We start from the raw sequence: 24,405 nt of genomic DNA on the forward strand, positions 1-24,405 counted from the left end.
CGTAACTTAAATGCTACACCATATTTTACTTTTCTTGTCATAAAAAATGCCCCCAAAAGTGTCTAACTTTTTGGGGGTAGTGTAAACTGACAGCTTTCTATTACTTTTATAATCTACCTTGTTCTTTTAATTTCCAATATCTCAAAAGTCCATTAACCGACATCCAACATGGATTGGCGTATTCATACACTTGAATTTGATCCTCGGATAACCCTAAATCTTTGTATGATTTTGTGACGTAATCAACAAAAACAGGTGTTATTTCGTCTGCTGTTAAGTTGTCATCGTACATTGGTTTGATGTAATTTGACCATTCATCCAATCCTTTTTCTAATTGGTCAAAATGATTCTCTACATCTTCATGATAACCATAATGGGTAGGATAAATACCTTTTGCATTCACTTTTTTCAATTTGGCAATAGATTCTTTCCATAATTCGATATGAATGTCAGGTGGAGGACAAGGCGGTACAACCGGACCGTTTTCTATTTTAACCCCCGCAACATCTCCTGTAAAAATAACATCATTCATTACATAAGCATTGTGATGCACAGCATGACCAGGAGTGTAAATAGTTTCGAAAACAGTATCCCCAAATTCTACACTTTGACCATCTCTAAGACCTACTAAAAACTCTTCATTAATCGGTTTCATTTCTCCCCAAAGACGATCCATCTCATCTCCATAAATCATTTTGGCAGATTCCCATAATTTTTCGGGATTTTTAAGATGAGGTATTCCAATAGGATTCAAGAAAATTGTTGCACCATGCTCCGTAAATTTCCACGCTGCGCCGGCATGATCAAAATGAATATGTGTAATTAATATATTTTCTATATCAATGATTCGCCAACCTAAAGCTTCGATACCAGCTTTCAAATTCTCGAAAGTTGAATACGGTCCTGGATCAACCAATACGGGACCTTGTTCTGTTTCGATTAGATAGGTCGCAATTGCTTCATGTTCGTTCTGAAAATTCAGATCAATAGTATGTACTTTTGGCATGTTATAGTATTTCTTCTATGGTATAATGTATCCCGTTAAATTCTAATTTGTCGCCTGCTCGTTTTCCAATTAATGCTTCGAAAATAGGAGCTTGAGTACTAATGCCCACAAACTTTTTGTTTTCCCATTCGAAATCTTTGAAAGATAAACCAATTACAAAATTAACTTTATCAGTCAAAACAACGTTTCCTTCTGTAATTTCATTGATTAATTCAGGTCGTAATGCCTTGAAATTTTCTAAGTCTTCAGTGGCTTGATTAATACGAATATTTAATTTTCGAGCCGCATCAGTTGATTGACTTTGTTGTGCAAAATCATCCAATTCTAAACTTGATTCTTCGTCTAAATCTGCACCTTCTGCATAAATTCGTTCCGATTCTTTTAACGCATTGATTTCGTCTTGTTTAAGCTGAATAAGATGCTGAATAACCTCTTTTCGGATATGTTTTTTACTCATTTTTGTGTTTTTATGTTGATATAAACATACAAAAAATATAAAACTCCTAAAAAGATTTTAGGAGTTTTATTGATTAATCTAAATATTCTTGGATGTAGTCCTCTAATTCAAATTTCGTCATGGCTTGATCGTGAAAAACGACCTTTTCACCTTTGTCGTAAACGATAGTGACGGGAATATTTCCAGCCCATTTCGGATCAAATGATGGAATCCATTCATTCATACGTTTGGTGTCATCCAATAAAACAACTTCTGCAGTAATCTTATTATCAACCATAAACTTTTTTACTTTGTCTATAATTTTTGGTCGATCCAGTGAAACCAATAGCATCTTGAAATTTGGGTGATCTTTGTATTGTTCATTGATTTCCATAAATGCTGGAATTTCCTCTACGCAAGGTGCGCACCACGTTGCCCAAAAGTTAACCACGACGACTTCATCTTTATAATTTGCTATTTTTTCGTGCAATGCTTCGTATTTAACAGTTTCTACAGTTTGTGCATTTACACAAGAAAAAGTCAAAATCCCTATAAGACATAGGAAAGAAAATAGTTTCATATTTATTTTTTAAAAATATTTATTCAAATTTAATAGAACAAGAATCAAACCAAGCTATTTTTTGGGAAATTTTGTTGAATAGAATATTAAACCGATTTTTGTAAAAAATTATTCATTTTGTTTTCAAAAGAAGAAGCTTATCGTATAAAAAAAGAATTTTGGATTTCGTACGGAACGTACATGAAATTGCAAATGAATGCCGAGGGATCGCGTATAAATTGGGTGAATTATAAAACGACAATCAAAGGAATTAGTTTTAGAACGGATGTAGAACGTAAATATGCAGAGGTTTCGATCGAAATTTCACATCCAGACCCTTCCGTTCAATCCATGATTTATGAACAGTTTGAAGAATATGAAAACGTGTTAGAAAGTTATCTTGGTGAAAAATGGGTTTGGACAAAAGAGGATGTTGACCACGATGGAAAAACGATTTCGACGATAAAAATGCGATTAGAAAATGTAAGTATTTTTAGAGAATCAGATTGGCCACAAATAATTCCGTTCTTAAAAAATCGAATGATTAATTTGGATGAATTTTGGTGCGACCACAAAGATAGTTTTGAAATTTTTAAAGAATTATAATAATCAAAAAAGAAGCTAAATTTAGCTTCTTTTTTGATTGGTTTTATTCAATCACACAGGTGAAATTTTCTATTTCTAACAATTCGTTTGCTTCTTCTAAAACATCATTTCGTTGTTCTTGAGAGAGGTTTAAAACATCCAAATAAGCACTATTTTGTTGTAAATCTTTTACCAAAATACATTCTTTAGATAACAATATTTTTTCTTGCTCTGGCGTTAAAGTTGTTAAACATGTAATCGGATACAAGGCAGCATTGTCTACTAAATATTTGATGCTATTTGTTTCAGGATAATCCCAAGAAATTAAACCAATTCCGTAATAATTTGCAAAATCAATACTGTCTGTCGTTAAATAAGCATTTGTGACTAAAAATCCTTTCGTTGGCTTTAAATCTTTTCCAAAGAAATGATAGGTATGATCTTGTACATCTTTCATTCGCGATAAAAAATACATAGGTGTCGTGACAGAAATCTTGGCATCTTCATCATTTCGAAATTTACATTCGCAAAACAATAAATATTCTCCTTTACAAGCAACCACATCTATCTCATGTGTCACTGCATTTCCTTGCACAATTTCCGAATGTAAAGATTGATATCCTGCTGCTTCAAGTACTTTTCCTATCCATTGTTCGAAATAGTACCCTTCTGGTCCTAAATCTCTCAATGCTCTTTTTAAACTATAACGTGCAGCATAAGAACTTCTGTATTTTTTGAGATGAGAAAATGCAATACGGTAAAGATCTTTTGTATACATTCCGTCATAAAGATCATTCGAAACTAATTCAAATACTTCTTCAACTTCTTCTTTTTTGGCACCAGATTTTGTTAATGAACGCTTTAGGGCTTTTGGATTGTAAGGGACTAATTCACCAGAATTCTTTTTTACTAACATTTTAGATTGATTTTATTCTAAACGAATTTAAATAAAAGATTCATCAAAAGCTATAAAAGTTTTAATTCTAAATAAAAGTTATCTTTGTAAAAGTTTTAAAATCAATACATGAAATTAGATACATTTTTACAAGAAAGAAGCGGTAACCAATGCGAACTGACTGGTGCTACAGAAAATTTAGCGATTTACGAAGTGAATCCAGATGCAAGCAGTAATCCTGATCGAAATGTTTACATTACACAAAAATGTATTAATCAGATTGAAAAGAGAGAAGAGTTAGATGCTTCTTTTTGGGAATCATTTTTACTTTCGTCTATGTGGAGCGAAGTTCCAGCTATACAAGTGCTTTCATGGCGAATGTTAAATCGTTTTAGAAACGAATCGTGGGCGGCAGATGCATTGGATATGATGTATTTGGATGATGAAAATATGGAATGGGCAAAGGCTTCGGGTGATCACGAAGGTGATGGAAGTGTGGATTTGCATAAAGACTGCAACGGAAATGTTTTAGTAAACGGTGATAATGTTACATTAATCAAAGATTTAGATGTGAAAGGTTCTTCTATTAATGCTAAAATAGGAACAGCCGTTCGTAATATTCGTTTAGTACACGATAATACAGATCAAATTGAAGGAAAAGTAGATGGACAATTAATTGTTATTTTAACAAAATTTGTAAAGAAACAAGCTTAAACAAACAAGCTCAACTTTGTTGAGCTTGTTTTATAATTCCTTCAATTTATCCTTGATTTCAGCATCATAAATTTCAAGAAATTTTTCATCATAAGGATCTTGATCTTTGTATTTTTTTCGAATCAAATCTAAACTTTTTAAATAATTGAATTTTGCAGAATCTTTTTTGTTCAATTGATTATAGATTTCAGCTTTGTAGTAATATGCTTCTGCAATATTTTTATCCAAAGAAATTGTTTTGTTGTAAAAGTCCAAAGCTTTTTCATAATTTTTTTGATCCGCTTCTATTTTTCCACGATATGTGTACATTCTTGGATAAATATTATCTGGATTTTTTTCCGATGCTACAAATTTGTCATAATAAACAACTGCCGAATCGTAATTTCCTAAACCTTGATGACAAATTCCCATTTGAAAATAAATATTTTCGCCCCACGGATATTCCACAACGTTTGACAATTTATCTAACCGATGAAAATCCTTCAACGCATTTTCGTAATCTTTTAGTTTTGTATATTTAATCCAACCTGTATAACCTAAATGGTCTGTAGCGTTTAAACAATTTGCTTTATTTAAACGACGTATTCCTTCTTCAAATTCTCCGTTTTTGTTATAAGCGACAGAAGATTCCCACCAAAATTTAGAATTTTTTGGTTCTGATTTTAATAAACGATTAAACATAAAATCAGAATAATATGAGCCTTGTGTGTTTTCTGCTAATTTAAATTTTTTATTGTTAGAAGAAAATAAGAATTGATAAATAGCAAAAACACTTGCGCAAAAAATAGGAATAGAAATCAATAATTTCAATGTTCCCCAAATAATTCTCCACGTTTTAGATTTAAAAAATGTCTTCAACCTTTCCATTCTTTAATTTTAGTTGTATTTGATAATATGAATCAATATTTTTTCCGTTCCAATCTTTTAATTGTTGAACAATCGAAACAATTTTCTTTTGCAAATTGTCAGAAAGTACAACTTTTTTATAGTCTTGATCAACCGCTTTTATTCTGAAATAACCAATTTCATTTTTGCAATTAATCACAAAACGAACATTTATATTTCCAGAAAAATCAGGAAAGTTTAATTGATGAATTGGTTCAGAAATCACTTTACGAATCCCATAACGTTCTGTTTTGTAACCTGCTTTTGATCCATAATATTCATAAATCGTAGAAGAACAAGGCTCAAAAGAAGTGCCTTGGTCGATAATTTCTTTTTTATCAATTCTTCCAACTTTTGTTTTGAAAGAAAAGTAAATAATTGCAGAAAAAATGAGTGCTGCAATAATAGTTAAATAGACAAAATAATTAATGTATTTCATTCGGTCTAAGGTATATAAATTTTTAACATAAAAAACTCAATTCAATGAATTGAGTTTGGTATGGTTTTATTTAAAATATTGCTCTGCTTCTAATACACTTTCTGGTCGACCGACATCGATTAAAATACCGCCAGAATGATCAAAACCAATAATAGATTCAGTTTTCATCAAATCCATATACACTTTCATGATCGAAAATTTACCTGTTTCGGTAATTTTATCAAATAAAGCAGGATTGATGACATGTATGCCACTAAAAGCTAAATCATTTAAGTCATCTAAAGAATCAACTGCTTTTATTTCTTCTTCTGTTTTTAAATTTCGCCAACCTTTTAATTCGTTTTTATCGTTAAAATATAACTTTCGAGACGAATTTCTATCCGAAACAGCTAACGTCACCAACGCCTTATTTTCTTGATGTGCTTTGATAAAATTGGTTAGATGAAGATCGGTCAAAATATCAACATTCATCACTAAAAAATCTTCGTCAAAATTAGTTTTCGCTTTTACCAAACCGCCGCCCGTTTCAAGGACTTGATCGGTTTCATCTGAGATGGTAATTTTAATTCCGAAATAATTATTCTCTTCTAAAAACTCTATTATTTGATCTGCAAAATGATGCACATTAATCACGACTTCATCAATTCCAAAAGATTTCAAATATTCGATGTTCCGTTGCAATAGAGGTTTTCCGTTTACAATAGCCAAAGCTTTGGGATGGTTTTCTGTAAATGGTTTTAAACGAGTTCCAAGACCCGCAGCAAAAATCATAGCTTTCATCTTAATAGGCTTCGTTTATCCAGTTTTTTTCTTCTTGCACAACATGATGTAAGGTTACTTTCGCTTCAGGAAATTTTTCCGCAATATGTTTAGCAGTCGCATCAGCAGAGTAAACCGAACGATGTTGTCCGCCTGTACAACCAAAATTAATTTCTAAATTCTCGAAACCACGATTTAAATAATCTTCGATTGAAATATCAATGATTTGAAAAACGCCTTCTAAGAAAACGGCAATTTTAGTTTCTGTTTCCAAATATTTTTTAACATCTTCGTCACGACCCGTTTGTGTTTTATACGCTTGGATTCGCCCAGGGTTTAATACGCCACGGCAATCGAAAACGAATCCACCACCATTACCAGTTGGATCAGTTGGAATTCCACCGTTTTTATATGAAAAACTACGAACGTTGATATTTAATTTAGCCATTTATTTTATGATTTACACGCTCTAACGTTGTTGGAAGAACGAGGATTTTTATAATATTTTTTAATTCTGGGTAATTCTGTAAGATAGGATAATCAATAATTGATTCAAGATTTTTTAAACCAAACGAAATACTTTCTATAAAGTGTTTTTTTCGTTCAATCAATCCTCTCAAACCATAAGCGCCTAAAACTTGCAAAAGTCTTGCTACGACACAATATTCATAGGATTGACGAAAATCTATCGGAACCAAAGTTGGAATTTGTTTCTTCAATTGCTCGTAATAAAATTCGTATAACTCTTTTTTGAAGTTGAAAGGTAAATTGGCTTTTGCTTGCCAAATTAACGATACCAAATCATAAACAATAGGGCCATATAAACCACCTTGATAGTCGATAAAATATGGTTCGTTATGATGAATCATAATATTGCGCGTCTGGAAATCTCGGAAAACAAATCCTTGCGGAGAAATTTGATCAAATTGAGAGGCAAAACGATCAAAATCTTTGATCAGTTTTCCTGCATTATAATCAATTCCTAAAACATCCAAAAAGTAAAAATTAAACTGAAATAAATCTCTTAAAATCAGTGTTTTATCTAATCTTGGATAAGAAAATGTATGGTTGAAATCAATCTGATTTTTTCCTTGAATTTGAGCAATTGCTAATTGTTCTAAGGTTTTAAAATAATAAGGTTTTGCTTTTTCAAGATCATTCAGCACAAGATTCATCAATGTTTCATCACCTAAATCAGTTTGTACATACGTTTTGAAATCTTCTGAAACAGAAATGATTTCAGGAACATTATCAATCACTTTTTTTAGTTCGATTGAAAACTGAATGAATACTTTATTTTCTTCTGTATTAGAGCTTTCTGCTAAAATATACGATTGATTTTGGTCAAAAAATCTCGAATATTTACGCGAAGAAGCACCACCAGAAAGTTGTGTTAAACTATCGATTGCTTTTTGTGTGAAATTTTCGTGTAAAAATTGAGCTGTATTATCGTTCATCAGAATATTTTGCGAAAGTTACGCATATCAGAAATGATTTAAAAATATTTGTTTGTTGTAACTTTTTTCAAAATGTTGCATCTATTTAGAAAATAAAAAACTGATATGAAAAAAATAGCACTTATTATCGCAATGATTTCGTTACAATCGTGTATTACAGTAAAAGTGAATGCAGATGTAGATTCGAATAGTTTTTATGCAAAAACAACAAATCCAAACATCAAATCGCAAGGAACTTTTTTTGAAAATGGAGTAGGAGATTCGAAATGGTCTAACTCAAATGGAGATAATTGGACAAAAGCAAAATTTGAAGATGCTTCAGGAATGAGTTACATTAAATTAAATGTTTCAAAAAATGTAACAGCTAATTTTCATTCAAATATAAGAATTGATGGAGAATTGCATTTTGAAGTGGTAGACAAAAATCAGAATGTTTTATTTACACGCCATTTAATCAAGTCAAAAGAAGAAAATTTTACATTGGATTTATCAGCTGGTGATTATCAAATTCGTTGGAATTCTAAAAATACTTCTGGAAGTTATTTTTTGGAATGGAAAGAGGAGAAATAGTGAAATTTTAGCAAATATTTAAGTAAAACAATTGCTTTTTTGATGTAATTTTAGGGAGATTTAAATAAAGAATTATGTCCTTAATAGATGATTTGAAATGGCGTTATGCCACAAAAAAATATGATCCGTCTTTGATTGTTGAAGAAGAAGATGTTAAAAAAATTGTTGAGGCTGCACGTTTAGCCCCAACTTCATCTGGTTTGCAACAATTCAGAATTCTTGTAATTAAAAACAAAGAATTACAACAAAAAATTGTTCCTATTGCATATGATCAGCAAATTGTAGCAGATTGTTCGCATTTGTTAGTTTTTGTTGCGTGGGATCGTTATACAGAAGATCGTATTGATACGATTTATGATTTTACGACAGATGAACGCGAATTGCCAAGAGGACGTTTTGGTTCGTATACAGATAAATTAAAAGGTATTTATTTGCCTCAAACTTCTGAAGAGAATTTTGCGCATACTGCTCGTCAAGCATATATTGGTTTAGGTTTTGCATTAGCGCAAGCTGCAGAACTTAAAATTGATAGTACGCCAATGGAAGGTTTTGATAATGCTGAATTGGATGATTTACTTGATCTGAATGAGAAAGGAATGAAAAGTGTTTTATTGCTTCCTTTAGGCTACAGAGATAGTGAAGATTGGTTAGCTCCGATGAAAAAAGTGAGAAATCCAATGAAGGATTTTGTCAAAAAAATATATGAATAACAAAAAAAAGGATTGAGTTTTTTCTCAATCCTTTTTTTGTGAAGTTAAGATATTAAGCTTTAACTAATTTAATTTTTAAATTTTCTAACATAGTTGTCGTCATTTTATCAATGTCGTATTTTGGAGCAAATCCCCAATCAGCTTTAGCAACAGAGTCGTCGATAGAAGATGGCCAAGAGTCAGCGATAGCTTGACGAAAATCTGGTGCATAATCAATCGAGAATGTTGGAATATGTTTTCTAATATTTGCAGCTAAATCTTCTGGAGCAAAGCTTAAACCTCCTAAATTATAAGATTTAAATTCACCTAATTGTTTTGGATCAGCGGACATTAATTCAACAATCGCATCAATTGCATCATCCATATATAACATTGGTAAAAACGTTCCTTCTTTTAAGAAAGAAGTGTATTTTCCGTCCTCAATGGCTTTGTAATAGATATCTACTGCATAATCTGTAGTTCCTCCTCCAGCAGGCGTTTTCCACGAAATAAGACCAGGGAAACGAACAGATCGTACATCTACATGATGATTTTGTTGATACCATTTGCACCAGTATTCTCCTGATAATTTAGAAATTCCGTAAACTGTAGAAGGTGTTTGAATTGTATTTTGAGGCGTGTTGTCTTTTGGTGTATCTGGTCCAAAAACCCCGATAGATGAAGGCCAAAAGATTTTATCGATTACTTTATCTTTTGCTAATTCTAAGAAAGTAAGTAACGTATCCATGTTTAATTTCCAACCGAACATTGGATTTTTTTCTGCTGTACCAGAAAGAAGTGCAGCTAAATGATATACTGTTTTGATGTTATGTTTGGCAATAACTTCTTTTATTCTTTCTGTATTCATTACGTCGATTACTTCGTAAATTCCATCATAATCAACATCTTTTGGATCGCGTATATCAGAAATGATTACATTGTTTTTTCCATGAATGGTTTTTAATTTTTCGGCTAATTCAGAACCAATTTGTCCTAATGCACCGGTGATTAAAATCGTTTCGGTTTCCATTTTAAAAGTTACTTTTGTTTGTTTATACCAAAGGTAAAATAATCTACTAAATTTCTAAACTTTATTTAGTAGATTTGTAACAAAGGTCGAAGAAATCTCGACAAATCGTATCAAAAATACTTAGTAGAAATATGAAAAAACAACTATTTGTTGCAGCATTTGCTTGTACTTCAGTCTTAGCATTTGCGCAAGAATCTTATCAAGCTTTTAATCCTGATTACATGGATAAGTCTGTTCGCCCTCAAGATGATTTATATAATCATGTGAATGGTAATTGGATGAAAATCACAGAAATTCCTTCTGACAGAGCAAGATGGGGGAGTTTTGATGAGTTGAGAGAGAATACAGATAAAGTATCGTTGAAGTTAGTAAAAGATTTATTGAATAATAAATATGAACAAGATTCTAACGAGCAAAAAATCTCTGACCTTTACAATGCTTATACAAATATGGAAGCGCGTGATAAAACAGGTTTAGCTCCGATACAAAAATATTTAAAGCAAATTGATGCAATCAAGAATTTAACGGATTTACAAGCTTATTTAACAGAGGTTACACCGATTGGTGAAAACCCTTTTTATGGAGTTTCTGTTTATACTGATATGAAAAACAGTAAGCAAAATGCGGTTTATTTAGGAAGTATCGGTTTGACTTTGGGTAAAACGTATTATCAAAAAGAAGATGCTAAAAATGCGGAAACTTTAGCGAATTTAAATCAATATATTGATCAAGTTTTCCCTTTTACAGGATCTAAAACGCGCGATTTAAAAGGACCAAAAATTGTTGCTTTTGAGAAAATGATGGCAAAATACATCAAAACAGTTGAGGAAAGTCGTGATCCGAATAAATCATACAATCTGGTAACATTAACAGAAGCGGGTGCTTTCTCTAAAAATGTTGATGTTGTGAAATTTGTAAAATCTTTCGGAATTAATCCTGATAAAGTAATTATTCGCGAATTAGATTATTATAAAAACTTAGATAAAATCATTAATCAAGAGAATTTACCTTTGATTAAAGATTATTTGAAGTTCAAATTAATTGATTCTTTTTCTAATAGTTCTACAACAGAATTGGAGAAATTGAACTTTGAATTTTACGGAAAAAAATTATCAGGTCAAAAAGAACAAAGAGCTTTAGATAAAAGAGGATTATCTTATGTGAACGGAACGGTAGGTGAGTTATTAGGGCAAATTTATGTGAAAGATAATTTTCCACCAGAAGCAAAAGCAAAAGCTCAAGAGTTGATCAGCTATTTATTCAAATCTTTTGATATGCACATCAATAATTTGGAGTGGATGTCGAAGGATACAAAAGTAAAAGCAATAGAGAAATTAAATAAATTTACGGTAAAAATTGGGTATCCTGATAAATGGAAAGATTACTCTGGATTAAAAGTTAAATCAATTAATAACGGAGGTTCTTTAATCGAAAATAACTTAGCGTACAGCCAATGGAGATTCCAAGATAATTTAAAAGATTTTGGAAAACCAGTTGACAAAACACGTTGGGGAATGTCACCACAAACTGTAAATGCTTATTTCAATCCAACAAATAATGAAATCGTTTTCCCAGCAGCAATTTTACAAGCACCATTCTATGATTATAGAGCAGATGCAGGTGTAAACTTTGGAGGAATTGGAGCTGTTATTGGTCACGAAATTTCTCATGGATTTGATGATTCTGGAGCTAAATTTGACGGGGAAGGAAACCTTGTAAACTGGTGGACAGCTCAAGATGAAGAAAAGTTTAAAGCAGCAACTAGTGCTTTAGCAAAACAATATGATAGCTATGAGCCAGTAAAAGGAACACATGTAAATGGTATTTTTACGTCTGGTGAAAATATTGGTGATTTAGGAGGAGTTTCAGTAGCTTTTGATGCATTGCAAATGTATTTAAAAGACAAAGGTACTTACGGAAATATTGATGGATATACGCCACAACAACGTTTCTTTATGTCTTGGGCAACAGTTTGGAGAACCAAAGCAACAGATGAAGCTTTAGTAAATCAAGTAAAAACAGATCCACACTCACCTGGATATTACCGTTCTTTTGGACCAATCATTAATATTGATGCATTCCACGAAGCATTTCAAACAAAACCAGGAGATAAGTTGTACAAAGCACCAAAAGATCGTATTAGAATTTGGTAGTATGCTTGGCAAAATTATTGATTGGATAAAAAATAGAAAAAGAGTGATTAAAATGACAACAGTAGAAGCAATTAACAATGCTAATGTAACATTAGTAGACGTTCGCGAACCGTATGAATTAGAAACTGATGGATTTGTTCCAAATGCGATCAACATTCCATTGGGAGAAGTGCCTACGAGAGTAGAAGAGTTCAAAGCAATGTCAAGACCAATTGTTGTATTTTGTAGAAGTGGAAACCGGTCAGGTCAAGCTGCTCAATATTTACAAGAACAAGGTGTAGACGAGATTTTTAATGGAGGAGGTTTTCAAGACGTCTTAGATGTTTTAGAAAAATAATTTGTTAATCATTAATTATTTATAAAAAACCGATATTTTATTTATCGGTTTTTTTTGTACATTATTGTATTATAAATAGATATTCGATTACTTTGGTGTCTTACGAAATGTTTTTCAAAAATAAATGAAAAAAAATGTGTGACCAAATAAGTAACCATGTGTCATAATATTGAAAGCAGTTGAAATGTCAAAGGATCCATTAGAACATTTAGATGATGACATTTTGGTGTATAAGATTGTCGAAACAAAAAATCAACATTTGTTTGGAGTATTGTATGACAGGTATGCACATACGGTATATAACAAGTGTCTGAGTTTTGTAGAAGAACAAGAAGAAGCACAAGATATGACACATGATATTTTTGTTAAGTTGTTTGTAAAACTTAAAACCTATCAGTCAAAATCAAAATTCTCAACTTGGCTATATTCTTTTACATATAATTTTTGTGTCAATCATGTACAACGCAAAATAAAGGAAGAGAGAAAAAATTATTCGATGACGGATGATTTGGTTGATAATTATAATGAGCAAGTAATTGATGACAAAGAAATTTTTGAACTAAAAATCGAAAAACTAACACAATCTCTTAAAAAATTAGAGGTAGAAGATAAATCTATACTACTTATGAAATACCAAGATGATTTTTCAATTAAAGAAATTTCGGAAACTTTAGAGATTGGTGAAAGTGCAACCAAAATGAGAATAAATAGAGCAAAAAATCGTTTACTAAAAATTTATAATGCTTTGTAATTTATGGAAAATCCTTTTAAGACTATACTAGCCGACGAGAAGCTTCCAGAAACATTAAAGCAAAAAGTAATGGACGATGTTGCTTTGATAAAACTATCATTAGAAGTTGCCGATTTGGTTTCAGTAAAATATCCAAGTACAATTGGTAATTTCTTTGGAATAGGAAAAAAGAAATCAACCAATCAATCGAATAAAAAAGATAAAGAAGATAACTAGAAATAGAGTATATGAATATAGGTTTAAATTTTAGCTTGTTAGAAAGTTTGTATCAAGAAATAGTACTAATATTCCCGAAAGTAGTAGGAGGTATAGTATTTCTTATCTTGTCTTATATCTTGCTAAAATTAATCTTATTATTGACCAAATACATTTTGAGATTGTCTAAAATAGATAAATTAAAAAATGCATTGAATAATAACGAAGCGTTGAAAAACTCTTCAATTGAAATAGATCCAGGAGTAATTATATTACAATTTGTAAGATTGTTTATTATCTTATTAATTATAATCATTGGATCTGATATTTTTGGGTTAACAGTTGTTTCAAACCAAATAGGAAGAATTGTAGATTATTTACCTCAATTTTTTAGCGCAGTTTTGATATTTGCTGGAGGTTTTTACTTAGCAAATTATATCAAATCTTTTTTGAAAAGTTTAATCAAATCAATCGACCTCAATGGAGCGAATATTATAAGTAATATAATTTTTTATATCATCCTTATTTTTACAATTGTTACGTCATTAAACCAAGCAGGAGTAAATACAGACTTGATAACCAATAATCTGTCACTTATCTTAGGCTCAATATTTTTGACATTAGCTATTGCGTTTGGATTAGGATCAAAAGATGTTATATATCGATTGTTACTGTCTTTTTATACCAATAGAAATTTTGAAATTGGTCAAAAAATCATTATCGAAGATGATGTAAAAGGCGTAATAATTGCAATTAACAACATATGTATGACCATACAAACAGAAAATGAAAAAGTAGTTTATCCAATAAAAATCATTACGAATAAAAAAATACGAATTATTGAAGATTAATCTTACCTACCTAAATTATTTTTATAATAATTATTAACCAACCTATTGATTTTTTTTTAAAAAATCAAGCCGACTTTTAACCTACCAACCAATCGTGAAAGCAAGTCTTTTACAACTAAGCAAACCTTTTTCGATTTAATAGAAAATACATCACTTTCTATTATCTATTAAATCAAACTAAACCAAACCAACAAGAGACCATACCAACCAAAAATGGTCTCTTTTTATTTTTCGAAAAATCAATTAATTTTAAAAATTAGTTGTACATTTGCACCTCATTACATAATAATTATTAAATAATATTGGCATGTACTTAACATCAGAAGTAAAAAGCGAAATTTTCGCAAAGCACGGTAAATCTGCAACAGATACAGGATCTGCAGAAGGACAAATCGCATTATTCACTTACAGAATTAACCATTTAACTGGTCACTTAAAACAAAATCAAAAAGATTTTAATACAGAAAGATCATTGGTTATGTTAGTAGGTAAACGTAAAGCGTTATTGAACTACTTAAAGAAAAAAGATATCACAAGATATCGTGCGATTATCGCTGAATTAGGATTACGTAAGTAATTTTAAACACAATATAAAAGGGCAATTCCGTAGAAATTGCCTTTTTTTTTGTTATAAATTAAAATAAGATATATATCTTTATATAATGCAGTTAAAGCAAACGGCTTTGACTTTAGACGAATTAAATACAAAGAAGACGAATGATTCCACAGGCGATCACAGAAAAAATTACTCTTTCAGACGGAAGAGAAATTACAATTGAAACAGGGAAATTAGCTAAACAAGCTGATGGATCTGTGGTTGTACGCATGGGCGACACCATGTTATTAGCTACAGTTGTAGCAAACAAAGAAGCTAATCCAGGTGTAGACTTTTTACCTTTAACAGTAGATTATAGAGAAAAATTCTATGCAGGAGGACGCATCCCAGGGAACTTCTTCAGAAGAGAAGCAAAACCATCAGATGATGAGGTCTTAACAATGCGTTTAGTAGACCGTGTTTTACGCCCAATGTTTCCAGAAGATTTTCATGCAGAGGTTCAGGTAATGATCTCACTTATTTCTTATGACAAAAATGTAATGCCAGAAGCTTTAGCTGGTTTAGCTGCATCAGCAGCCATTGCAATTACAGATATTCCTTTCACATTAATTTCAGAAGCTCGTGTTATTCGTTTGAATGGTGAATTGATGATTAATCCTTCATTAGAACAATTAGCGCAAGCAGATATCGATATTATGGTAGGTGCTTCTAAAGATTCTGTTGTAATGGTTGAAGGTGAAATGAGTGAAATTTCTGAGCGCGAAATGTTAGACGCAATCGAATTTGCCCATGCGGAAATCAAAAAACAAATTGAAGCACAAGAAAGCTTAGCGGCTAAAGTAGGAAAATCAACTCCAAAACGTGAGTACAATCACGAAACTCATGACGAAGAAATTCGCGAAAAAGTATGGGCTTATGGATATGATAAATATTATGATATTGCGAAACACCCATCTGACAAACACGAAAGAGGTGAAAAATTTGCTCAAGTTGAAGCAGATTTCTTAGCTCAATATGCTGATGATGAAGAGGAATTAGCTCGTGTTACTCCTTTTGCTCACATCTATTTCCATGATGTACAAAAAGAAGCTGTACGTCAATTGATCTTGAACGAAGGAATTCGTTTAGATGGTCGTGATCCAAAAACAATTCGTCCAATTTGGACAGAAGTTGATTATTTACCATCAACTCATGGATCAGCAATTTTTACACGTGGTGAAACTCAAGCATTGGCTACAGTAACTTTAGGATCTTCTAAAGATGCGAATATGGTTGATGGTGTAGTAACAAACTTCGACGAAAAATTCTTTTTACACTATAATTTCCCTCCTTTCTCAACAGGTGAAGCTCGTCCATTAAGAGGAACTTCTCGTCGTGAAATAGGTCACGGAAATTTAGCTCAACGTGCATTAGCTCAAATGTTACCAGACGATTGTCCTTACACAGTTCGTATCGTTTCTGAAGTTTTAGAATCTAACGGTTCTTCTTCTATGGCAACAGTTTGTGCAGGAACGTTAGCATTAATGGATTCAGGTTTACAAATGAAAAAACCAGTTTCAGGAATTGCAATGGGGTTAATTACAGATACAAAATCTGGGAAATTTACTGTATTGTCTGATATTTTAGGAGATGAAGATCACTTAGGAGATATGGACTTTAAAGTAACAGGAACAGCAGATGGTATCACAGCTTGTCAAATGGACATTAAAGTCCAAGGTTTATCGATGGAAATCATGGAAACTGCCTTATTACAAGCAAAAGAAGGTCGTGAGCACATCTTAGGTAAATTATTAGAAACATTACCAGCGCCTCGTCCACAATTAAAACCAAATGCACCTAAAGTTGTTGTGATGGAAATTCCAAAGGAATTTATCGGAGCAGTTATCGGTCCTGGTGGAAAAGTGATTCAAGAAATGCAAAAAGAAACAGAAACTGTTATTGCAATTACAGAATTAGAAACAACAGGTCGCGTTGAAATTAATGGTGTTATCCAAGAAAATATCGATAAAGTAATTGAAAGAATTAAACAAATTGCATTTGTTCCTGAAGCTGGAGCAACTTATCATGCAGTTGTAAAATCAATTAAACCATTCGGTGCTTTTGTTGAAATTTCTAAAGGAGTTGAAGGGTTAGTTCATATTTCAGAATTAGAGCACAGACGTTTAGAAAAAGTAGAGGATTCTGTAAACATCGGTGATAAAATTGATGTTAAATTCTTAGGTTACGATGATAAAAAGAAAATGAAATTATCTCGTAAAGCTTTATTGCCAAAACCAGAAAGAACAGAAAAACCTGCTAAACCAGCAGAAAGGAAAGAGGATAAACCTCAAGATAAACCAGAAGCTTAATTTAAGTTTTTATAAATAAATAAAAGTCCGAGATTTCTCGGACTTTTTTGTTATTCTATTTTCAAACCTAAATGTTGTACTAAACCAATGATATTTTCTTTCGAAAAGACGGCACCTTTCAATTGATTTTCATTTGGATTAATTCTAAAATTATAAGATGTTTTTAGATTTGCTTGCTTCAAATTGGTTTGATCAAAAATTGCATTTAAACAATCACAATTATTGAAGTAAGAGTGACTTAAATCTGTATATGAAAAGTCAACATTTTGCAATGAACATTCGATAAATTTTGATTTTTGAAGGGGTAATTGATAAAAAGTAGAATCATTTAAAATGCAACGCTCAAAAAAAACATTAAGTCCAAACTGATTACATACTTCTAAATTAAATCCAATCATTTTACAATTTTTAAATTCAACTTGCTGAAAACTTGTATTGATAAGTTTCGAATTACTTAGATTACACTCAATAAATTCACAATTGATAAATTTTACATTGCTCAAATCCAAAGTATTCAAATCACAACTAATAAATTTACAATTTTCATAATCGCCAATAACGTTTCGAGATTCAGTGAAATTATGTTGAAAAAATGTTTCTTCAAAATGATAATTTGTATGCATTATTTTTTCTTTATGATTAATTTTTTTAGTGCAAGCCAAAAAATAATCACAATCATATCAATGTAAATTGTAACTTTTAATTGATCGATTTGTGAACATAAATTTTTCCCAGTAATAGAAGAGATACATGTTTCAATTCCATCAGTTTCGTTTTTAATACTCATCATAGTTGAGATAAGCAAATAAAAAACGAAAGGAATAACAAGAATAAGCAGCATTAAAATAATGTTGTAATATCGTTTTGTTAGCATCTTAATCCTCAAATGTAATTTCTATTTCTTGGCCAAATTGTAAAATATAACCATTGTTGTCATATATTGCAAATTCGCGCATATCCCATTCAAAAGTTTCGATTTCGTAAACAATTTCACAATCATTTTTTACTTGATTCCATAATTCATCTACATTATCAACGACAAAATAAAATGAACCTGTAAAATTGGCTTGTTTAAAATCTGCCCCTTCATTTGGATAAGCTAACATAATTTCGACATCGTCTTTTTGTAAGCAGGCCCAAATCCAATCTTCATTTTGTTCTGCAATCTTAAAACCTAATTTCTTATAGAATTTTGTTGTTTTTTGTAAATCTTTTGTCCAGATTATTGGTCGTAAACTTTTAAAAGCCATATATCATTATTTTTGATAAAAATACTCCAATTTTTCAGAACATTTTGGCATATTTAGATGATAAATGTATTCAAGTCGGAAGGTTAATAGTATGATCTGTCATATAAACATAAAAAAAACTCCTAACAAGTAGGAGTTTAATACGAAATTTTAATTTCTATTTAAGGATTATATTTTTTGTTTAATGCTTTTAAAATTGCCCATGTTTCAGCATCGACCACGCCATCATATTTTTCAGGTCTAAAATGCATCTGAAATGCAACAATAGCATTTTTAGTTTGCGTATCAATCATCCCATTTATAGGTACATTGTAGCCATATTTTTTTAGCTCTGTTTGTACTTGCGTAACAAATACTGAGCTTGTTGTATCCCATGGATATTGAGGAATAAATAAATACTTATCACTTTCTTCGTACCAAGCACCAACACCATAATCTGTGTATAATTGTTTCCATGGAAATAGTGGACCTGGATCTGGTTTTCTACCTGGTGCAATGTCTGCATGACCTACAACATTAAAAGGTGAAATATTATAACGGCTGATGATATCTTGCGCTAACTCACCGACTTTTTTGATTTGATAAGCTGGATAAGGTGTGAAATTAGGATAGGTATCTGTTCCTTTATTTCCGAGATTAACGATTTCTATTCCGATAGAAGAGAAATTTAAATTATCGATACCTTTCCAGTTACTTACACCTGCATGCCATGCACGTTTGGTTTCGTCAACTAACAGATTGATTGTTTTATCATCATAATCATTAATTAAATAATGAGCACTAACATCTTTCTGAGTCAATACTTTTAACGACAATTCGGTATTGATTGCAGTATAATGCAAGACTAAAAAACGAACACGTTCGTCTTGCGAAATAGATGGATAATAATCTGTTGTTACTTTGTACTTGTCAAGCTTTGCAGCTCGAGTCATTTCTGGTTGATCTGTTTTTGAGTTGATAATGACTGTGTCACGAATTACTTTTGTAATTGTTTTTGGCGGAACTGTTTTAGTAGCACAACTGGCTAAAATAAAAAAACAACAAATTGCCGAAAACATTAATCCTTTAATATTCATTCTTTTAGTTCTAAATAGTCTTTTGAGTAGCCAAAATTAAGCCAAATATTTGGATTTTTTTTCAAAAAAGACTTGTTTTGCAATAAAAGTCAGATTATATTTGCAACCGCTTTATAAGACATTTTCTGAATGTCTTATATTAAAAGTAGGAGAGGTGCCAGAGCGGTAATGGAGCAGATTGCTAATCTGTCATCGGGTAACCGATGCCAGGGTTCGAGTCCCTGTCTCTCCGCTTTATTTCATTTGATGACCAAATCGGGGTGTAGCGTAGCCCGGTCATCGCGCCTGCTTTGGGAGCAGGAGGTCGCAGGTTCGAATCCTGCCACCCCGACAAAATTCAACGAATTTTTGGATCGGTCCAGTAGCTCAGCTGGATAGAGCAACTGCCTTCTAAGCAGTAGGTCTCAGGTTCGAATCCTGACTGGATCACAAAATCCACTTAGATTTTCTAAGTGGATTTTTATCTTTAATAAAAAATTATTTTAAAAAGTTTTTACCTTTTTCACTCAATTGCTTAAAATTAATAGAAGGAATAGTTGGATTTAATTCTGATTTGAACTCAGTTACATTTGGCGTTTCAAAGAAGTCTAATTCGTATAATCCGTCTTCAATAAATTGACAATCATCCGTTAAAAAGTAAATTTTAGGAAAGCTTGGCTTACGCTCTATTCTTACTTTTTTTACATTATTTGTATCTGTAAAAACTTCTCCTTTTTTAGTGTTCGCCATGAATTTTATTTTAACTACAAATTTCTAAATAAAAACTAATATTAAAAAATCAATTCAAATTAGTCAAAAATATTTCTACCTTCGTTACAAATAAAACCATGTGAAATATACAATTCAAGCAATACTTTTGTTTTTTGTTTTAGGATTAACAAGTTGTTTACCAACCAAAACAGTTTCCGAAACTAAAGTTGTGACTTCAGAAATTAGCGATTTGTCGGGTAAATGGAATATAAATGATGGAGTAGATTACATTATTTTTGAAGATGCAACGAAAAAAATGGTAATGAAAACGGTTTGCGGAATTATTACGGCTGATTATACTAAAATAGATCAAGCTATAATTTTTAATCATTTAAAACAAGTGAATTCTGATTGCGAAATTCCTCAAAATTTGATTCAAAATTTGCAAAAAACTGCATATTTTAAAGTAAAATCATCAAATCAAATTACTTTTTATGATGAAGCTCATCAAGAAAAGCTAACTTTGAAATTAATAAAGTAAATCGCCTAGAAAAATATATTATGCTTAGCATAATTTTTTATTAAATTTGTCTAAATTTCTAATGTTGAAGAAAATTTTAAGTTATCCGTTATCTATAATCTTTTATATTTTTTATGGATTAACGTTGTTGGTAATGCATGTTGTGCAATGGTTGTGCTACAATTTGGGAGGTTATGCTGCTCATCACAAAAGTGTAAAAGTGATGAATGGTCTTTTGGTTTTTTGGACAAGAATTTTGGGTACAACGTATACCTATAAAGGAAGAGAAAATTTGAAACAAAATGTACCATTGATTTTTGTGAGTAATCACCAAAGTATGTATGATATTTCTCCGTTGGAATATGATTTGGCTGATTATCATCCTAAGTTTATTTCGAAAATAGAATTGGGAAAAGGAATTCCCAGTGTATCGTACAATTTAACGCATGGAGGTTCTGCATTAATCGATCGTAAGAACGGAAAACAAGCAATAGAGGAAATAAAAAAATTAGCGCAATACATTCAGAAAAATAATTATTCAGCTATTATTTTTCCAGAAGGTACAAGAAGCAAAAATGGAGTACCAAAGGCTTTCAAAGAAAATGGATTGAAAGTTTTGACGAAATATGCTAAAGACGCTTATGTTGTTCCCGTTACGCTAAATAATACGTGGGAAATAGAAAAGTGGGGTAAATTCCCGATGTATTTGGGCGCGAAAGTAACGATACAATACCATAAACCCTTAAAAGTGAGTGACTATAAGTTTGATGAAATATTCGAGCTTACCGAAAAAACTGTAAAAAGTAGTATAACCGCATAAAATAATTATATGTCAATAAATAATGTTCGCCTGGAAGTAATGCAATTTCTTGAGAAAGATATTGATGCTTATATGGACAAATTCTTAGTTCCAGCCGATAAAATTTGGCAACCAACAGATTTTTTACCGAATTCTCAAACAGATTCTTTTTTTGACGAAATCAAAGAATTACAAGAGCTTTCGAAAGATTTGCCAGATGATTTCTGGATTACATTGATTGGTGATACCATTACCGAGGAAGCTTTGCCAACCTACGAATCTTGGTTGATGCAAATGGACGGTGTGGTAGATGAAGAAGGAAATTACCTAGAAAATGGTTGGGCAAAATGGATTCGCCATTGGACAGGAGAGGAAAATCGTCACGGTGATGTTTTGAATAAATTTTTGTATTTATCAGGACGTATCAATATGCGCGAGGTTGAAGTAACAACGCAACATTTGATAAATGACGGTTTCGACATTGGAACAGCACACGATCCTTACAAAAACTTTGTTTACACAAGTTTTCAAGAATTAGCAACTTATGTATCGCACAATAATGTATCAGCAATTGCAAAAAAATACGGAGCGAAAAAATTATCGCGTATGTGTAAAATTATTGCAGGAGATGAAATGCGTCACCATTTAGCTTACACAGAGTTCGTTCGTCGTATCTTCGAAGCTGATCCTTCTGAAATGATGTTAGCTGTTCAACATATGTTCAAACTTAAAATTGTAATGCCAGCGCATTTCTTAAGAGCTTCTGGTGAAGAAAGAGGAACTTTGTTTGATGCGTTTTCAGATGCAGCGCAACGCATTGGTGTGTACACAGCGTTTGATTACATCGATATTATGCGAAAATTAATTGAAGCTTGGCAATTAGATAAAATCTCTGGATTGAATGCTGAGGCTGAAAAAGCAAGAGATTATATCATGAAATTCCCAGATAGAATGGATAGAATTTCGCAACGTATTGTAATTCCTGAAGTAGGACCACAATTCAAGTGGTTAGTTCCTGCGACAGCTAAATAGAAAATCAATTTTATTAAGATGTATATCAAGATTGTTTTACTTTTTCTATTTATAATTTCATGTTCAAATATTGATAGGTTAAATTATCCATCTAATATTAATGAAATTAAAGAAGTTATATTAGAAAGACCTGATAGTAATTCAAATGGAAAATTTTCAGAAATAAAACAATTAAATGACAATCAGATAAAACAACTTTTAGTTATTTTAAATAAAGCTAAACAAATAGATTCTAAAAATTTTGATGAAGATTTTCAAATTATTTTTTCAACAGAGTCTGGAACTAAAAGAATTATGGTAAGGGGTAATAAAATTAAAAATTTTGATAGTAATAAAGTTTATCAAATACCGAATGTAGATTATTTGAATAATTTTTGAAAATCACATATAATCAAAATCATATAAAAAGAGGCAATTCAAAATCGAATTGCCTCTTTTTATTTAGTAACTTTAACCAACAAACAAATTATAAACAACTACTTATGGACGATTTTATTGCTGCCAGAAGTCAAATGGCGATGTCGCTTGCCTTTCACATTGTTTTTTCGTGTGTTGGAATGGTGATGCCGTTTATGATGGCAATCGCTCACTACAAATACCTCAAAACTAAAAACGAAATTTACAAAGGGTTAACCAAAGCTTGGAGTAAGGGAGTTGCAATTTTATTTGCTACGGGAGCAGTTTCTGGTACAATGCTTTCGTTTGAGTTAGGATTATTGTTTCCTAAATTTATGGAACACGCTGGGCCAATTTTCGGAATGCCTTTTTCGTTAGAAGGAACAGCTTTTTTTATTGAAGCTATTGCGCTTGGTTTTTTTCTTTACGGATGGGACAAATTTAATAAATGGTTTCATTGGATTTGTGGTGTAATCGTTGGTGTTAGTGGTTTAGCTTCAGGTATTTTGGTTGTAGCAGCAAATGCTTGGATGAATTCACCTTCTGGTTTTGATTTTGTAAATGGCGAATACCTTAACATTGATCCAGTAAAAGCGATGTTCAATGATGCTTGGTTTTCTCAAGCTTTGCACATGACGATTGCTGCTTTTTGTGCAACAGGTTTTGCAGTTGCAGGTTTACATGCTTATTTGATTTTGAAGGGGAAGAATGTAAATTTTCATCGAGAAGCGTTCAAAATTAGTTCCGTTTTAGCTATTGTTGCTGCTTTATTAGCGCCTTTAAGTGGTGATATTTCAGCGAAAGATGTAGCAGAACGTCAACCAATAAAATTAGCTGCAATGGAAGCGCATTTCAAAACAGAAGAAAGTGCGCCATTTGTTTTAGGGGGAATAGTGGATGAAGATAATGAAGAAATCAAATACGCAATAAAAGTTCCAGGTGTATTAAGTTTTTTGGTTCATTCAGATTTTAAAACAGCTGTCAAAGGTTTAGAAGAATTTCCGAAAGATGAATGGCCACCGGTTGCGATAGTTCATTACGCATTTCAAATAATGATTACATTTGGAATGTTGATGATGGGAATTGCGATAATTTATTTGATTGCTCATTTTTTCAAGAAAGATTGGTTATCAGAAAGATGGTTTTATAAATTATTTATGATTGCAACACCATTTGGTTACATTGCTTTGGAAGCAGGTTGGACGGTGACAGAAGTGGGGCGTCAACCATGGATTATTTATGGAATCATGCGAACGGTAGATTCAGTAACACCAATGCCTGGTATCCAATATTCGTTTTACATTTTTACGTTTGTATTTATTACCTTATCTATTATTTTGGTCTTTTTAATGAATAGACAAATACAAATGGTTGCTCAACTTTATGATCCTGAAGATCCAAATTATAAACCAGAAAAACATTAGAAT

30 protein-coding genes and 3 tRNA genes are annotated in these 24,405 nt (G+C 31.6%); 19 read left to right on the forward strand and 14 right to left on the reverse strand.

What is annotated here, in order from left to right:
- Positions 1-106: 106 nt before the first annotated feature.
- The 3 genes from HX088_RS10625 to HX088_RS10635 form a co-directional block, all read right to left on the reverse strand.
- A complete protein-coding gene (locus tag HX088_RS10625) occupies positions 107-1,006 on the reverse strand; it encodes an MBL fold metallo-hydrolase (RefSeq protein ID WP_286484132.1) in 900 nt (299 codons plus the stop codon).
- A 1-nt stretch (position 1,007) separates the two neighbouring features.
- Complete coding sequence (locus HX088_RS10630; protein ID WP_171621585.1) at positions 1,008-1,463, reverse strand: hypothetical protein; 456 nt, start codon at positions 1,461-1,463, stop codon at positions 1,008-1,010.
- A 73-nt stretch (positions 1,464-1,536) separates the two neighbouring features.
- Positions 1,537-2,022: a TlpA family protein disulfide reductase gene (locus HX088_RS10635; protein ID WP_286484133.1), complete on the reverse strand. Its 486-nt coding sequence runs from the start codon at positions 2,020-2,022 to the stop codon at positions 1,537-1,539.
- A 117-nt stretch (positions 2,023-2,139) separates the two neighbouring features.
- Between HX088_RS10635 and HX088_RS10640 the strand changes: the two genes are divergently transcribed.
- Entirely contained in the window at positions 2,140-2,607 is a 468-nt protein-coding gene (locus HX088_RS10640) for a DUF4268 domain-containing protein (protein WP_171621587.1), read from the forward strand.
- A 43-nt stretch (positions 2,608-2,650) separates the two neighbouring features.
- Here HX088_RS10640 and HX088_RS10645 read toward each other — a convergent pair whose 3' ends face one another.
- Positions 2,651-3,502: an ATP cone domain-containing protein gene (locus HX088_RS10645; RefSeq protein WP_284583868.1), complete on the reverse strand. Its 852-nt coding sequence runs from the start codon at positions 3,500-3,502 to the stop codon at positions 2,651-2,653.
- Positions 3,503-3,610: 108 nt separating this feature from the next.
- Between HX088_RS10645 and HX088_RS10650 the strand changes: the two genes are divergently transcribed.
- Positions 3,611-4,195, forward strand: coding sequence for a PhnA domain-containing protein (locus tag HX088_RS10650; RefSeq protein ID WP_171621589.1), 585 nt, complete (start codon positions 3,611-3,613; stop codon positions 4,193-4,195).
- Between the two features lie 30 nt (positions 4,196-4,225).
- Here the strand turns inward: HX088_RS10650 and HX088_RS10655 are convergent, their stop codons facing one another.
- The 5 genes from HX088_RS10655 to HX088_RS10675 all read right to left on the reverse strand — a co-directional run bounded on the left by HX088_RS10655 (position 4,226) and on the right by HX088_RS10675 (position 7,735).
- Positions 4,226-5,062, reverse strand: coding sequence for a tetratricopeptide repeat protein (locus tag HX088_RS10655; RefSeq protein ID WP_286484134.1), 837 nt, complete (start codon positions 5,060-5,062; stop codon positions 4,226-4,228).
- Entirely contained in the window at positions 5,037-5,519 is a 483-nt protein-coding gene (locus tag HX088_RS10660) for a hypothetical protein (RefSeq protein ID WP_286484135.1), read from the reverse strand. Before HX088_RS10660 ends, HX088_RS10655 begins: the two co-directional genes overlap by 26 nt.
- Before the next feature lie 66 nt (positions 5,520-5,585).
- The gene (locus HX088_RS10665) at positions 5,586-6,299 is read right to left on the reverse strand and encodes a nucleotidyltransferase family protein (protein WP_286484136.1); all 714 of its coding nucleotides are present in this window, start codon (positions 6,297-6,299) and stop codon (positions 5,586-5,588) included.
- Position 6,300: 1 nt separating this feature from the next.
- On the reverse strand, positions 6,301-6,726 hold the full coding sequence (locus tag HX088_RS10670) for a RapZ C-terminal domain-containing protein (protein ID WP_286484137.1): 426 nt from the start codon (positions 6,724-6,726) through the stop codon (positions 6,301-6,303).
- Positions 6,719-7,735, reverse strand: a complete 1,017-nt coding sequence (locus tag HX088_RS10675; RefSeq protein WP_286484138.1) for an aminoglycoside phosphotransferase family protein — start codon at positions 7,733-7,735, stop codon at positions 6,719-6,721. Before HX088_RS10675 ends, HX088_RS10670 begins: the two co-directional genes overlap by 8 nt.
- A gap of 105 nt (positions 7,736-7,840) precedes the next feature.
- On the opposite strand from HX088_RS10675, the gene HX088_RS10680 reads away from it, so the two are divergent.
- Together HX088_RS10680 and HX088_RS10685 are read left to right on the forward strand one after the other, a co-directional pair.
- A complete protein-coding gene (locus tag HX088_RS10680; protein ID WP_188318998.1) occupies positions 7,841-8,305 on the forward strand; it encodes a hypothetical protein in 465 nt (154 codons plus the stop codon).
- Between the two features lie 74 nt (positions 8,306-8,379).
- On the forward strand, positions 8,380-9,015 hold the full coding sequence (locus HX088_RS10685; protein ID WP_171621594.1) for an NAD(P)H-dependent oxidoreductase: 636 nt from the start codon (positions 8,380-8,382) through the stop codon (positions 9,013-9,015).
- 52 nt (positions 9,016-9,067) lie between these two features.
- On the opposite strand, the gene HX088_RS10690 is transcribed toward HX088_RS10685, so the two are convergent.
- Complete coding sequence (locus tag HX088_RS10690) at positions 9,068-10,024, reverse strand: NAD-dependent epimerase/dehydratase family protein (protein WP_171621595.1); 957 nt, start codon at positions 10,022-10,024, stop codon at positions 9,068-9,070.
- Between the two features lie 131 nt (positions 10,025-10,155).
- On the opposite strand from HX088_RS10690, the gene HX088_RS10695 reads away from it, so the two are divergent.
- The 7 genes from HX088_RS10695 (at position 10,156) to HX088_RS10725 (ending at position 17,215) form a co-directional block, all read left to right on the forward strand.
- Positions 10,156-12,177, forward strand: coding sequence for a M13 family metallopeptidase (locus HX088_RS10695; protein WP_225539656.1), 2,022 nt, complete (start codon positions 10,156-10,158; stop codon positions 12,175-12,177).
- Between the two features lie 52 nt (positions 12,178-12,229).
- The gene (locus HX088_RS10700; RefSeq protein WP_225539657.1) at positions 12,230-12,514 is read left to right on the forward strand and encodes a rhodanese-like domain-containing protein; all 285 of its coding nucleotides are present in this window, start codon (positions 12,230-12,232) and stop codon (positions 12,512-12,514) included.
- A gap of 184 nt (positions 12,515-12,698) precedes the next feature.
- A complete protein-coding gene (locus HX088_RS10705) occupies positions 12,699-13,265 on the forward strand; it encodes an RNA polymerase sigma factor (protein ID WP_171621598.1) in 567 nt (188 codons plus the stop codon).
- A 3-nt stretch (positions 13,266-13,268) separates the two neighbouring features.
- Positions 13,269-13,481, forward strand: coding sequence for a hypothetical protein (locus tag HX088_RS10710; RefSeq protein ID WP_171621599.1), 213 nt, complete (start codon positions 13,269-13,271; stop codon positions 13,479-13,481).
- Positions 13,482-13,492: 11 nt separating this feature from the next.
- Positions 13,493-14,311, forward strand: a complete 819-nt coding sequence (locus HX088_RS10715) for a mechanosensitive ion channel family protein (protein WP_225540487.1) — start codon at positions 13,493-13,495, stop codon at positions 14,309-14,311.
- Positions 14,312-14,618: 307 nt separating this feature from the next.
- Entirely contained in the window at positions 14,619-14,888 is a 270-nt protein-coding gene (gene rpsO, locus HX088_RS10720) for a 30S ribosomal protein S15 (RefSeq protein WP_171621601.1), read from the forward strand.
- A gap of 140 nt (positions 14,889-15,028) precedes the next feature.
- The gene (locus tag HX088_RS10725) at positions 15,029-17,215 is read left to right on the forward strand and encodes a polyribonucleotide nucleotidyltransferase (RefSeq protein WP_225540484.1); all 2,187 of its coding nucleotides are present in this window, start codon (positions 15,029-15,031) and stop codon (positions 17,213-17,215) included.
- 50 nt (positions 17,216-17,265) lie between these two features.
- Here HX088_RS10725 and HX088_RS10730 read toward each other — a convergent pair whose 3' ends face one another.
- The 3 genes from HX088_RS10730 to HX088_RS10740 all read right to left on the reverse strand — a co-directional run bounded on the left by HX088_RS10730 (position 17,266) and on the right by HX088_RS10740 (position 19,541).
- Positions 17,266-17,838, reverse strand: coding sequence for a pentapeptide repeat-containing protein (locus HX088_RS10730; protein WP_188318994.1), 573 nt, complete (start codon positions 17,836-17,838; stop codon positions 17,266-17,268).
- A gap of 252 nt (positions 17,839-18,090) precedes the next feature.
- On the reverse strand, positions 18,091-18,465 hold the full coding sequence (locus HX088_RS10735) for a VOC family protein (protein WP_286484139.1): 375 nt from the start codon (positions 18,463-18,465) through the stop codon (positions 18,091-18,093).
- A gap of 161 nt (positions 18,466-18,626) precedes the next feature.
- On the reverse strand, positions 18,627-19,541 hold the full coding sequence (locus HX088_RS10740; protein WP_171621605.1) for an N-acetylmuramoyl-L-alanine amidase: 915 nt from the start codon (positions 19,539-19,541) through the stop codon (positions 18,627-18,629).
- Between the two features lie 148 nt (positions 19,542-19,689).
- On the opposite strand from HX088_RS10740, the gene HX088_RS10745 reads away from it, so the two are divergent.
- The 3 genes from HX088_RS10745 to HX088_RS10755 all read left to right on the forward strand — a co-directional run bounded on the left by HX088_RS10745 (position 19,690) and on the right by HX088_RS10755 (position 19,970).
- A tRNA-Ser gene (locus HX088_RS10745) sits at positions 19,690-19,773 on the forward strand.
- A gap of 24 nt (positions 19,774-19,797) precedes the next feature.
- A tRNA-Pro gene (locus HX088_RS10750) sits at positions 19,798-19,872 on the forward strand.
- 24 nt (positions 19,873-19,896) lie between these two features.
- Positions 19,897-19,970 (forward strand) — tRNA-Arg (locus tag HX088_RS10755).
- 48 nt (positions 19,971-20,018) lie between these two features.
- Here HX088_RS10755 and HX088_RS10760 read toward each other — a convergent pair.
- Entirely contained in the window at positions 20,019-20,270 is a 252-nt protein-coding gene (locus HX088_RS10760) for a hypothetical protein (RefSeq protein ID WP_225542728.1), read from the reverse strand.
- Between the two features lie 100 nt (positions 20,271-20,370).
- Here HX088_RS10760 and HX088_RS10765 point away from each other — a divergent pair, with 100 nt between their 5' ends.
- The 5 genes from HX088_RS10765 (at position 20,371) to HX088_RS10785 (ending at position 24,402) form a co-directional block, all read left to right on the forward strand.
- Positions 20,371-20,772, forward strand: a complete 402-nt coding sequence (locus tag HX088_RS10765) for a hypothetical protein (RefSeq protein WP_260543502.1) — start codon at positions 20,371-20,373, stop codon at positions 20,770-20,772.
- Between the two features lie 64 nt (positions 20,773-20,836).
- Positions 20,837-21,571, forward strand: coding sequence for a lysophospholipid acyltransferase family protein (locus HX088_RS10770; RefSeq protein WP_125350403.1), 735 nt, complete (start codon positions 20,837-20,839; stop codon positions 21,569-21,571).
- Positions 21,572-21,580: 9 nt separating this feature from the next.
- Complete coding sequence (locus HX088_RS10775; RefSeq protein WP_125350395.1) at positions 21,581-22,582, forward strand: acyl-ACP desaturase; 1,002 nt, start codon at positions 21,581-21,583, stop codon at positions 22,580-22,582.
- Positions 22,583-22,600: 18 nt separating this feature from the next.
- Entirely contained in the window at positions 22,601-22,960 is a 360-nt protein-coding gene (locus HX088_RS10780) for a hypothetical protein (RefSeq protein WP_125350396.1), read from the forward strand.
- Between the two features lie 104 nt (positions 22,961-23,064).
- Entirely contained in the window at positions 23,065-24,402 is a 1,338-nt protein-coding gene (locus HX088_RS10785; protein WP_286484141.1) for a cytochrome ubiquinol oxidase subunit I, read from the forward strand.
- Positions 24,403-24,405 lie beyond the last annotated feature (3 nt).

The sequence above is a fragment of the Empedobacter sp. 225-1 genome, from assembly GCF_030328185.1.
In the GTDB taxonomy this organism is placed as follows: Bacteria; Bacteroidota; Bacteroidia; order Flavobacteriales; family Weeksellaceae; genus Empedobacter; species Empedobacter stercoris.